The organism is Nocardiopsis alkaliphila YIM 80379 (assembly GCF_000341005.1).
Classification (GTDB): domain Bacteria; phylum Actinomycetota; class Actinomycetes; order Streptosporangiales; family Streptosporangiaceae; genus Nocardiopsis; species Nocardiopsis alkaliphila.
The window spans coordinates 19,637-31,329 of the sequence record NZ_ANBD01000109.1 but is presented as its reverse complement, the minus strand read 5'-3'; the positions used below and the strand labels follow the sequence as shown (position 1 = coordinate 31,329).

General features: G+C 68.0%; 10 protein-coding genes. 5 read left to right on the top strand and 5 right to left on the bottom strand.

Annotated elements, in window-relative coordinates:
• Together D472_RS25695 and D472_RS25690 are read left to right on the top strand one after the other, a co-directional pair.
• Positions 1-605: oxygenase MpaB family protein (locus D472_RS25695; RefSeq protein ID WP_017605465.1), on the top strand; the 605-nt coding region annotated here is incomplete at its 5' end.
• Positions 602-1,981: an MFS transporter gene (locus tag D472_RS25690; RefSeq protein WP_017605464.1), complete on the top strand. Its 1,380-nt coding sequence runs from the start codon at positions 602-604 to the stop codon at positions 1,979-1,981. The genes D472_RS25695 and D472_RS25690, both read left to right, overlap by 4 nt.
• Before the next feature lie 278 nt (positions 1,982-2,259).
• Here the strand turns inward: D472_RS25690 and D472_RS0115880 are convergent, their stop codons facing one another.
• From D472_RS0115880 to D472_RS0115865, 4 genes are all read right to left on the bottom strand, one after another.
• A complete protein-coding gene (locus D472_RS0115880; protein WP_017605463.1) occupies positions 2,260-3,012 on the bottom strand; it encodes an SDR family NAD(P)-dependent oxidoreductase in 753 nt (250 codons plus the stop codon).
• A gap of 40 nt (positions 3,013-3,052) precedes the next feature.
• A complete protein-coding gene (locus tag D472_RS0115875) occupies positions 3,053-4,411 on the bottom strand; it encodes an FAD-binding oxidoreductase (RefSeq protein WP_017605462.1) in 1,359 nt (452 codons plus the stop codon).
• Entirely contained in the window at positions 4,408-5,292 is an 885-nt protein-coding gene (locus D472_RS0115870; RefSeq protein ID WP_193373476.1) for a decaprenyl-phosphate phosphoribosyltransferase, read from the bottom strand. Before D472_RS0115870 ends, D472_RS0115875 begins: the two co-directional genes overlap by 4 nt.
• 199 nt (positions 5,293-5,491) lie before the next feature.
• A complete protein-coding gene (locus tag D472_RS0115865) occupies positions 5,492-6,406 on the bottom strand; it encodes a DUF3068 domain-containing protein (protein WP_017605460.1) in 915 nt (304 codons plus the stop codon).
• 159 nt (positions 6,407-6,565) lie between these two features.
• On the opposite strand from D472_RS0115865, the gene D472_RS0115860 reads away from it, so the two are divergent.
• Positions 6,566-7,912, top strand: a complete 1,347-nt coding sequence (locus D472_RS0115860; protein ID WP_017605459.1) for an acyltransferase family protein — start codon at positions 6,566-6,568, stop codon at positions 7,910-7,912.
• 4 nt (positions 7,913-7,916) lie between these two features.
• Here D472_RS0115860 and D472_RS0115855 read toward each other — a convergent pair whose 3' ends face one another.
• Positions 7,917-10,010 (bottom strand): hypothetical protein, encoded by a 2,094-nt coding sequence (locus D472_RS0115855; protein ID WP_026117742.1) that lies wholly within the window; start codon positions 10,008-10,010, stop codon positions 7,917-7,919.
• A 171-nt stretch (positions 10,011-10,181) separates the two neighbouring features.
• Between D472_RS0115855 and D472_RS0115850 the strand changes: the two genes are divergently transcribed.
• Both D472_RS0115850 and D472_RS0115845 read left to right on the top strand, forming a co-directional pair.
• Positions 10,182-10,922, top strand: a complete 741-nt coding sequence (locus tag D472_RS0115850; RefSeq protein WP_017605457.1) for a class I SAM-dependent methyltransferase — start codon at positions 10,182-10,184, stop codon at positions 10,920-10,922.
• Entirely contained in the window at positions 10,919-11,686 is a 768-nt protein-coding gene (locus tag D472_RS0115845) for a class I SAM-dependent methyltransferase (protein ID WP_017605456.1), read from the top strand. The genes D472_RS0115850 and D472_RS0115845 overlap by 4 nt, the downstream gene beginning before the upstream one ends.
• Positions 11,687-11,693: the final 7 nt, after the last annotated feature.

The window sequence follows — 11,693 nt, the reverse complement described above, 5'->3', positions numbered from 1 at the left end:
TCAACGACTACGGCTACGGCTGGCGCCGCCTGTCCGACCACGAGATCTCGGGCATCACGAACTACTACCGCAAGCTCGGCAAGTACATGGGGATCAAGGACATCCCCCAGACCTACGAGGAGTTCCGTGACCTCATGGACTCCTACGAGGAGGAACACTTCGCCTACACCGAGGGCGGACGCGCGGTCTCCGACGCCACCCTGGACCTGATGGTCACGTTCTACCCGCAGCGCGTGTCCGGACTCGCCCGCAAGTTCTCGATGGCGATTCTGGACGACTCGCTCATCCGGACCTTCCGTTACGATCCGCCCAGCAAGGCCTGGCGTAAGGCCGCCCACGTGGCATTGAGGCTGCGCGCCAAGGTGGTGCGCCGGATGAAGCCACGCGAGGAACCGCTGTGGGTGGACATGAACCCGAACATCCGCAGTTACCCCGAGGGCTACGACGTCGACCGGATCGGTACCTTCCCGGCGACCTGCCCGGTCCAGCACAACGTGGACCCGGTGGCGCACGAGGAACTGTACGGCGAGGCGGGTGACCGGCCCAAGGTGGACGTGTCCACCGGATCCACGTCCAAGGCCGCGAAGGTCGACTCGGGCGAATGAGCACGGCGGTCGGCGCTTCGCACGCCCCGCTCCGAGCCGTATCGGAGCAAGGTGGACCGCTGCCGTACTCGGTGCACGCCTGGTACGGCAGCGGAGCCGTGGCCACGGGGATCTTCAACACCGTCCCCGGTCTCCTGCTGCTCATCTACCTGACCGATACCCTCGCGGTCGGCCCGGCCTTGGCGGGGATGGTGATCTTCCTTCCGAAGGTCATCGACCTCGTGGTCAGTCCGTACATCGGCGTCTGGTCCGATCGCACGCGTTCGGCCTGGGGTCCACGACGTCCGTGGATGCTCGCGGGGGCGGTGACCCTGCCCCCGTTGTTCACGGCGATCTTCTTCGGTCCCCCGCTCCAAGGCGCCCAGGCCGCCGGCTACGTGGTCGTGCTGTTCGTCCTGGCGGCGCTGGCCTCCTCGGTCTTCCAGGTGCCGCACGCCGCGATGCCCGGCGAGGTCACCTCGGACTACCACGAGCGCTCCACCTTCAATACGTGGCGGACCGCCTTCGTGGGACTGGCGTTGATGCTCGGTGGGGCTTTGGCCCCCATCCTGCAGGGCGTGCCCGAGGACCCCGTGGCGGGCTACCGTCTGATGGGTCTGGTCATGGGTGCGGTCATCGGGGTGGCCATGGTCGGTGCCGTGGTCGGGACCCGCCGGGCTCCGCGCCCGACCTTTCCCGCTCGTACCGAGAACCTGCTCGGCCAACTGCGTTCGGCGCTGTCCCACCGACACTTCCGAGTGCTGTTCCCGGCCAATCTGCTCATGGCGGTGGCCAGTGGCACCATGGTGGCGGGTGTGCCCTACGTGACCGCCAACATCATGGGGGAACCGGCCTACACCAGCATCCTCATGGTGTGCGTACTGATTCCGCTGATCGTGTCGGCGCCCCTGTGGAAACGACTGTCGGTGCGAATCGACAAACGCAGGGCCGCCGGGTACTCGGCGATCGTCTTCGCCTTGGGCGGGCTGGGCCTGCTGTTCATCCCGGTGTGGGGTGTTCCCGGGGCCGTGTTCTCCTCGATGCTGGTGGGCATCGGTCTGTCCGGAACGAACCTGCTGCCGTGGTCGATGCTGGCGGACTGCCTGGCCACCGGCGATGCTTCCGGCCAGCGACAGGGCGGTGTGCTGTCAGGGGCGTGGACCTCGGGCGAGGCCATGGCCCAGGCCGTGGGAACCGGCCTGTTGTCGGTGTGTCTGGCGGTGAGCGGCTACGTCGAATCCGGCGCCGGAGAAGTGGTCCGGCAGAGCCAGAGCGCGCTGCGAGGGATGCTGATCGGCAGCACGCTGTTGCCGGCCGCGGTGATGCTGTGCTGCCTGGTCCCACTGATGTTCTATCGACTCACCCACGAAGAGGTGTCGGCCGGCGTCCAAGGCTGAGCGATTTCGGTGATCGCGCAAGCGAGCGTGCGAAGTCACCGGATCGACGTCCGACCATGCACGGCCCGGGCCGCAACAGGCGGCTTCCCGTGGATGACCGGGCTGACGGCCCTGGCTCTGGTTCCCGCCGGTTCCCACCCAAGGCCCCCGACCCGGCACGTGAGGGCTCGGCCCCGTCGCCTCGTGGGCCCCTTCGTCCACGGACTCGCCGAACAGGCGACATCCGTGCTCTTCCCTCGTCGGGGAGTCGCTTCTCGCTCGCCTTGCGCCGCCCGCCTTCACCTGCCCAGACGACGCCACACGAATCGTGGCATCAGGCGCATGCCAGTGAACACCGGGCGCAGAATGCCCGGAGCCCACACGGTGGTGGCGCCGCTCCGCAGGCCCTTGGTCACGGCCTCGGCGACCTGACCGGGGGTGGCCGGAAACGGCACCGGGTCCACGTGAGCGGACATCCGCGTGGCCACGTAGCCCGGACGGACCACCAGGACCCGAGCGCCGCTGCCGTGCAGGGAGTCGGCCAGTCCTTGGGCGAATCCGTCCAGCCCTGCCTTCGCGGAGCCGTAGACGAAGTTGGCGCGCCGCACCCGCACCCCGGCCACGGACGACACCACCACCAGGACCCCGTGCCCCTGTTCGCGCAGACGGGCGGCGACGGCCAGCCCTACGGAGACGTGGCCGGTGTAGTTCACCGTGGCGGAGCGGGCGGCGGCGAGGGGGTCCCCGTCGTATTCGGACTGTTCACCCAGCACCCCGAAGGCGTCCACCACCACGTCCAGGTCACCGACCAGATCGACGGCGGCGGCCACGGTGGTGGTGTGGGTATCGGCGGCTTCGGCGTCGAACTCCAGGGAGTGGACGGTGGCGTCCAGGGCCCTGAGGGCACTCGGTACCTCCTCCACCCCGCCTCGAGCGGCGAGTACCACTTCCCGCGCACCTTGGCGCACCAACCGTTCCACCACGGCCAGGCCGATCTCGCTGCGGCCCCCCAGCAATAGGACGGTTCGCACGCTTCCCAGCGAGTCGCGCATGGAGTTCCTTCCACAAGGGTCCGGCTGTTCGGACAGGAGTTCAGACGAGCTTCAGGCGGCGGGCCAGGTCGGAGACGAGGACCCCCTCGGGGTCGGTCCTCTCGCGCGCCTTCCGCCAAGCCGGCAGTTCGGGATACATGGCGTGCACGATCTCGGCGCTCGCCCTGCTGTCCTTGGCCAGGTACAGTCGTCCGCCGGCCGCCAGCACACGTTCGTCGAAGCCGTGCAGGAGTCCGGCCAGTCCGGGGAATTCGGCGGGAAGGTCCAGAGCGAGGGTCCATCCAGGCCGAGGAAAGGACAACGGGCCCGGGGTGGGCTCACCCATGCGCTTGAGGACGGCCAGGAACGACGGCGCACCCGCCCGGGCCAGGCCCTCCACGACGTGTCTCAAGGTCTCCTCCTGCCCGAAGGGCACCACGAACTGGTACTGCACGAACCCGTGCGGCCCGTACATGCGGTTCCAGCCCCGTACCGCGTCCAAGGGATGGAAGAACGTACCGAGCGGCTGGGCCTGGCCGCGCCGGCGTGCGGGCGCGGCGTTGTAGTAGGCGGTGTTGAACGCGCCCACGGTCCAACGGTTGAGCAGACGCGGCGGTGCCCACGGTGGTGCGGCCAGCGGGGCTTTGGTCCGGTGGCGTAGCGGTTCACGCCGCAGGGGCGCGGGCAGGTCGGTGATCCGGGCGTGGTGGGCTCGAGTGAGCACGCCACGGCCGGTGGCGGCTCCCCGGGCGAGCAGGTCCACCCAGCACACCGTGTACCGGTAGGCCTGATCGGTGCGTTCCATCAGCTCCAGGGTGGAGTCGAGGTCCGCGGTGCGGTCGGTGTCCACCCGCATGTGCGCGGTCTCGACGGGACGCACCGCCAGGCACACCGAGGTGATGACACCGGTGAGCCCCATACCGCCCACGGTCGCCCAGAAGAGTTCGGTGTCGCCGTGGTCGGGGCCGAGCTCGAGCGTCCGCCCGGCGGGAGTGAGCAGGGTCAGGGAGCGCACGTGGGCGCCGATGGAGGAGTCGGCGTGGTGGTTCTTGCCGTGGACGTCGGCGGCGATCGCCCCGCCCAGGGTGACGTGGCCGGTTCCGGGAACGACCGGAAGGAAGTGACCATGGCGCAGCAGGTGCGCGGCGAGGCGGCGCAGGCTCGTGCCGGCGGGAGCGGTGACCTCACCACTGGCGATGTCCAACCTGGGCGGCCCGGTGAGCTCGGTGCAGTCCAGGACGAGCCCGCCCGCGGCCTGGGCCGCGTCGCCGTAGGAACGTCCCAGACCACGGGCCAGGGCGCCACGTGGGCCTGCTTGGGCGAGCGCCTCGGCCGCCTGTTCGGTGGTGCGTGGACGCACCACGGTGGCTGCGGTGGGGGCGGTGCGCCCCCAGCCGGTGAGCAAGGTCGGTCGACTCACAGGTAGATCCCCAGTCCGACCAGGAGGACGAGGGCCACGAGGACGAGCTGGAGAGGGCGGTCCCTCAGCGCGATCTCCTCGGGTTCCTCGCCGGCCCCCCGGTCCACGAGCAGGTTGTAGCGGAGCACGAACATGATGAACGGCACGATACTGGCCGCGTGGAAGACCGACTGTGGACCACCGCCTTGTTCCAAGGCCCACAGACAGTAGGTGACGATCATGGCGCCGGAGGCGATGGTGCGCGTCTGGGCCAGGTAACCGGTGGTGTAGCCGAGCAGGGCGGCCCGGGTGGGAGGGGTGCCCTCGGCCTCGGCTTCGTCTTGGCCGCCCTTGGTCGTGGTGCCCAGGACACGCAGTTCCGCCTCTCGTTTACCCACCACCACGAGTAGTGCGGCCAGCGACACCACGATCACGAACCAGGAGGTGAGCGCGACCCCGACCACCAGGCCACCGGCCATGGCGCGAAGCACGTGACAGGAGGCCACCGCCACGAGATCGACGATGACGAGGTCCTTCAGGTACCGGGTGTAGGCCACGGTGAGCAGCACGTACGCACCGATAACGGTACTCAACCCCGGATTGCCCAGAGCGAGGGAGGCCAAGGGCGCGGTGAGCACGAAGAGGACACCGGCGGCCACGGCGGCGGGAACCGGGAGCAGACCCGAGGCGATGGGTCTGTGTCGTTTACTCGGGTGCCGGCGGTCGCGGTGGAGGTCACGGACATCGTTGAGCAGGTAGGTCCCGCTCGCGGCCAGGCAGAAGAGGGCGAAGGTCACCAGACACAGGAGCAGGGCCCCAGGGTCGGTGAGCGCGCCGGCGGTGAGGGGGGCGGCGAACACCAAGAGGTTCTTGAGCCACTGCCGTGGCCGGCAGGCCTTCATGAAGGCGAGTGGCGGTCCCACGAGATCACTCCGCCCGGATCGGTTCTGGCTCTGAGGGAACGTGGTCACCGTGGCTTCCCCCTCTGGGTCCGTTGGTGGTGGAGTAGGCCGAAACCGGACCGCCCGCGGGGGAGTCGGGCGGCCCGGTGGGGGTCTGGCCCCGGGCCGAGGGCCGGGCTCGGGGTGGGGGTGGGGGGTCCTACCGATCGGCGCCGCGGCCGGTGACGAGCAGGACCACCGCGACGCCGATGAGGCCGATTCCGGCCACCAGCGCGACGATGGGCAGGGTGCTGTGCAGGAGCGGGAGGACCGCGCGGGCCTGGTCGGTGTTCTCGATGGACGCGGCGCGGGTGGCGTCGTCGTAGACGAGCTCACCACTGAGCAGGGTCAGGACTTCCTCACCGTCGACGACGACGGCACGGTGGTGGTCCTCGCTGACGTTGATGGGCGAACCGCTGATCGGCTCGATCCAGTAGGTCCGGACGATGGAGAAGGTCTCGTCGCCGACGACGTCGCCCTCACCTTCGAGGCCGGCGACCGAACGCGGGAGTTCCCGCTGGCCGATGACGGTCGGCTCGACGGTCTGGACGAACTTGTAGGCCTCGATTCCATCGATCGATTCCACACCCTGGAACTCCATCGGGACGGTCTCTTCGACGGTCGTCTCGAAGAAGTCGTAGTCCCGTTGTTCGGTCATGAACGGGAACTTCCAGGCCTGCCCGCTCTGGGTGACGGACTCGTCGTCGATCATCGCGTCGCAGCAGTCGACGGCCTCACCCGTGACACGATCGTGTCCGGCGCGGCGGCTGCTGGAGCTGATCCCGAAGTCGGTGTCGGCGTCCTTGATCCAGGTGAACTGGTCCCACACCACCACGTCGTCGGTGCTGGAGGCCACGTCGGCTCGGAGGGTGGAGTGCGCCTCGATGTCGGCGTCCTCCACCAGTTCGACGTCTTCGATGTTGAAGTAGGTGGCCTCGCCGGTGAGGACGGTGGCGTTGTAGTAGTCCAATGGAGTCTTCATCAGGGAACTGGCCATCCACATGCGTGTCATGGGTGCCAAGACAAGACAGAAGACCCCCAGCGCGATGAGAACGACCGCAACGGTACGGCGCATGTGTGCCCTCCTGGGCGGATGAGAGTCGATATCTGGAACTAAGTTCAGTTCCGGGTAGAGTACTGCCCAGTAGTGAACGACGTCACCTGGGCGTGTCTGAATTTTTATAACACGTTCTAGTAGAACGCGTTTCTCCTCACTCCCGTTCTGGAAGGTCCCATGGCGCCCACTCCCACCGCGCCCGAGGATTCCACCTCCGGCGACCCCCGTCCCACTTCCGTCGACACCACGCGCCTCCTCCCCCAGGTGAACGGGCGCCACCACTCCCTGGACGGCATCCGCGGCTTCGCCTGTCTCATGGTCCTGGTCGTCCACGTGGCCACGGAGACCGGTGACGTACTCACCCCCGGCGTCCTCGGCGGGTTGATCAGTGCCCTGGCCCTCGCCGTCCCGTTGTTCTTCGGCCTGTCCGGAGTCCTGCTGTACCGCCCCTGGGCACGTGCCGCCCTGGACGGCACCCGTGGCCCGAACGTGCCCGCCTACCTGTGGCGACGCGTGATGCGCGTCTTCCCCTCCTACTGGGTGGTGGCGGCCGTGGCGCTGCTGCTGTGGGCAGGCGAACACCGTGGTTCCGTGGTGCACTGGTTCGAGGTCATGACTTTGACCTATCCCTTCAACACCACCCCCCACTGGGCGGGGCCCGGCCCTTACGGCCTCGGGCAGATGTGGAGCCTGTCGGTCGAACTCACCTTCTACCTCTCGCTGCCGTTCTTCGCCCTGCTCCTACACCTGTGGGCGCGCGGCGGCGAGAGCGTGAACGCACGCGGGCGCAGACTCCTGATGGGCCTGGCGGCCATGGCCGTACTGTCGTTCCTGGCCTTGATCCCGCAGTACCTGCCCGAGCCCCGCGAGTACATGCACTCCTGGCTGCCGCGCTGTCTGGGTATGTTCGCGGTGGGCATGGCACTGGCGGTCCTCTCCGAATGGGCCTGGCGAGAACCCGGTCCGGACGGACCGATCCGCCGCTTCTGCAGGACCATCGCCTCCTCCCCCGGATTGTGCTGGCTGGTGGCCGGCGCGTTCTTCGCCCTAGAGGCCACTCCCGCCGCGGGCGGACGCTTCTTCGAGCCGGGCAACCTGTGGGTCTCGATCGTCGAGAACGCCACCAGCCTCGGCTTCGCCTTCTTCATGATCGCCCCTGCCGCCCTGGCTCCGCCTCCCGCCCCGGGACCACCACCGTCACTGTTCACCGCCGCACCTTGGCGGGAGGGCACCTGGCTGGACGCACTGATGAGGCATCGGGTGATGATGTTCTTCGCCCGGATCAGCTACGGACTGTTCCTGTGGCAGTTCGTGGTGCTCTACCTGTGGCGTGACTTCACCAAGCAGGAGATCTTCACCGGATCGTTCTGGTTGGACTTCTTCCCGGTCCTGCTCTTGAGCACCCTGTTGGGCAAACTCACCTTCCAGTTCGTGGAGGAACCCTCCCGGAAGTGGGCACGGCGCTTCTTCGTATCCGGCCCGGGGGGACGGCGCCCAGAACCGGCGGGTCCGCCCCCACGCTGATCGCTCAGCCCTCGTCGTCCTCGGCCCCGTCGTCGTCCTCGGGGGTGGTGCCCTCGGCCCCCTCCTCGGGGGCCTCGGTCTCCTCCTCAAGGTCGGCGGCGGGCGCCAACGGACCCAAGGAGGCCCAGGTCACGCAGGTCTTGTCCGCTTCGGTGAACAGAGCGAAGACGTCGCTTCGCTGACCGACCGGCACGTACCAGAAGGCGCCATCGGGTGCGGCGGGCAGCTCCGTGACGACCTCTTCATCGCCCACCACCACGACCAGGTCGGCGTCCTCCTCCGAGGTGTAACCGATGGTCGCCACCTGTTCGATCCCACCGAACTCCCACACCGACCAGGACATCAGACCGTCCCAGCTCTCCATGCAGTCCATGTCCTCATCAGGGACGAACGCGTTGACCTGGGAAGGCGCGGCCGCCTCCACCAAGTGCCCCTCGTCGTCGAACACGTGGGCGGTGGACGCCGCTTCCGGCTCGTACATACGGTCGGCGAGGTCCTCGTCCGCCAATGGCGCCAACACGTACGAACTGAGTCGCCGTGGGCCATTCCACTCCAGAACGATGTCGTCGGGCACCGGCCGGCTGTAGATCCCCGCGTCCTCCGGCACCTGCTGTAGGGAGGCCCGCGCGTTGGTCAGGTACTCACGAAGCCGGTCCCCGCTGAGGGTCTGGGCGTAGGAGTAGGTGGAGTACCCCGCCGAACCCGCGTAGACGAGGGTCACGACGAGGGCGAGGACCCGAGTGAGGTGATTCGGGGGCACCAACCTCAACCCACGACGGGGAGAGCCCTCCTCCCCCGCGTTCCCGGTGTGCTCCCGGGCCCGTTCCTCCTTGGTGGGCAGGAACGCCAACGCCAACACGAGGGCGAACACCACGGCGGCGTCGGCGACGTAGCGGGGGTCCGAGCCCACTTCGCCGTATACGTCGCCGCGAGCGATGATCGTCGGAATCGCGTCGACGAACACCAGGTAGCCCAGCAACAGGAGCCACGCCCGCCAGGCGCCTCCGCGTAGCCGCAAACTCACCAGAACGATGGCGCCGAACACGATCCACGAGCCGATCAGGACCATGCCTCCCGGATCGACCAGACCACCGGTGGGGGTGATCGGGTTCCACTCGTAGGGGCCACCGAGCACGGCGGTGGGGAAGACTTCCGTCAGCATCCGACGCGTCAGTTCGACGGCGGTGTCCCACACCGGCACGGAGGCCCCCTCCGAGGCGTCCCCGGCGTTCTGCCGGGCCAGGTAGAGGAGCAGGTAGCCCAGGGTGAGCGCGACCATTCCCGACCAGAACTTGCGGTCCAGCCAGAAGGCGTACCGGGCCGCCCGCACGGGACCGCCCGGGTAGAGGAAGGTCACCGCGAACACGAACAGCAGCGGTGGCAAGAACAGGGCCTTGACCGAGAAGAGCATCCCGAAGACAGCGGCCATCCCGGCCCACCAACCGAATCGGGTGAGGCCGGTGCGCAGGTAACGGACGGTCCACAGCAGGGACAGTACGATCGCCAACTGGAACGGCACCGCGTTGAGCGCCGCGGCCCACCAGCCCAACACCGGGATGGTGAGCGGGGCCAGGGCGTAGACGGTGAGTGGTACCAACAGCGCCCAGCGACGACCGAACAGCTCCCACAGCAACCGGAAGAAGCTCAAGATCGCGACCATCTGCAAGGCCAGCATCAGGCCCGCCGCGCTCGCCCAGTGGTAGGGCCAGAAGGCGTTCTGCAGGTAGATCAGGAACATGCCCCCCGGCATGAAGTGGCCCTTGTGCAACTCCAGGAGGTACTCGGGGGTCATGTCGAGCGCGTTGGCCATCGCGAAGAACAAGAAGTCGTCCTCCACGAAGTACGACTCGCTCAGCACGTAGACCTTGAGCAGCAGTGAGACCACCACGATGAGCAGTCCCGACTGGAACAGCCGGTCGTGCCGTACTCCGCGCAGGTCCGCGAGGGATTCGCGCAGGGTCTCCCCGAAGGCGGGACCCTGCTCGGGCGGCTCCTCCACCGACCTGCGTACTCTGGTGGTTCCGCTCTCCTGGGAGCCGGAATCCCCAACGTTCGCCCCGGTCACGGGCTCACGCTCTGAAGGGGGAACGGGCGGCATAGGTATTCTCCCCGCCGTAGGTTGGCCAAGCCGGAAAATGGGTGCCAGAATACAACACGTTCCACTTTTATTCTTGACCGTTGTCGCAGGTCCAGATGACCTGTACACCCAGAACAGGAACAGGCTTCACTCAGCCCTGTTCCGGGGGCGGTCACCAGCACCGTGGGGGTGATGTCGGTGGGGCTCGAACAGGTCCGCCGTGACTGGACCCGACTGGGTTCCACCGAGCCGCTATGGGCGGTCTGCGTAGACCCCGACAAGCGTGACGGTGGGTGGGACGAAGACGAGTTCCTCGCCTCGGGGCGCGCCGAGATCGATCCCGCGGTCCGGCGCCTGGACGAGTTGGGGCTGGCCCCGCGAAGGGAACGGGTCCTGGACTTCGGTTGTGGCGCCGGACGACTGTCCAACGCCCTGGCCGCCCACTTCGACCGCGTGGTGGGCGTGGACATCTCCGCGCCCATGCTCGACGAGGCACGCCGTTTGGACCGTTCCAAGGGCCGGATCGACTTCCGGCTCAACGAACGCCCCGACCTGTCCCTGTTCGCGGACGACTCCTTCGACCTCGTCTACACCGACCTGGTCCTACAGCACCTGCCCACCGACCTGGCCGAGGGTTATCTCCGCGAGTTCGCCCGAGTGGTACGGCCCGGGGGCGCTCTGGTCCTGGGCGTGCCCGAGTCCGAACGGCGCACCTTCAAGGGGCTGGTGTTCAAGTACGTTCCCTGGCCCTTGGTGGCCTTGGCCCAGCGGGTGATCCTGCGTTACCCGGCCCCGATGCGTATGCACACGCTGCGCACCGAACGCGTGGCCGAACTCCTGACCGGCTGCCGGATCGTGGCCTCAGACGAGTACTGGGGCGGCGACCACTGGCGCCACCTGAAGCACTACGTCCAGGTCGGAGGTCTGGCGTGACCGCCGGCCGAACCGACGTGCGCCCCGATGGAACGGTGCCCTTCCGCGCCACCTTCGGCCGCTCCGTGGGGCTGTTCGCGGCGTTTCGCAAGGAGCAGAGCGACCCGGCCTTCTTCTACGGCAAGCTCGCCCACGACACCATCGCCCAACTGCGTTCCTACACCCCGCTGGACGGCCGGCTCGTGGTGGACGTGGGTGGGGGTCCCGGCTACTTCGCCGACGCGCTACGCGCCGAGGGCGCCCGCTGCCTGTGCGTGGACTCCGACGCTCACGAGATGACCCTGCACGGACGCGAGGCCGACGTGCACGCGGTACAGGGCAGCGCCCTCGACCTGCCCCTGCGTTCGGGCAGCGTGGACGTGTGTTTTTCCTCCAATGTCTTGGAGCACGTGCCCGACCGAATCCGGATGGCCGACGAGATGGTACGGGTGACCCGCCCCGGCGGCCTGGTCTATCTGTCGTACACCCTGTGGCTGTCGCCCTGGGGCGGTCACGAGACCTCACCCTGGCACTACCTGGGCGGGTCCTACGCCGCCGAGCGTTTCACCCGCAAGAACGGCCACCGGCCCAAGAACGACTTCGGCCGCAGCATGTACGCCGCCCACGCCAAGGAGATGTTGCGCTGGGTGCGCGGCCGTTCCGACGTGGACGTGGTGGACGTCCGACCGCGGTACCTGCCCACTTGGATGAAGCCGATCGTGCACGTGCCCTTGCTGCGGGAGGTCATCACCTGGAACCTGCTCATCGTGCTCCGTAGGCGCTGAGTCCCAG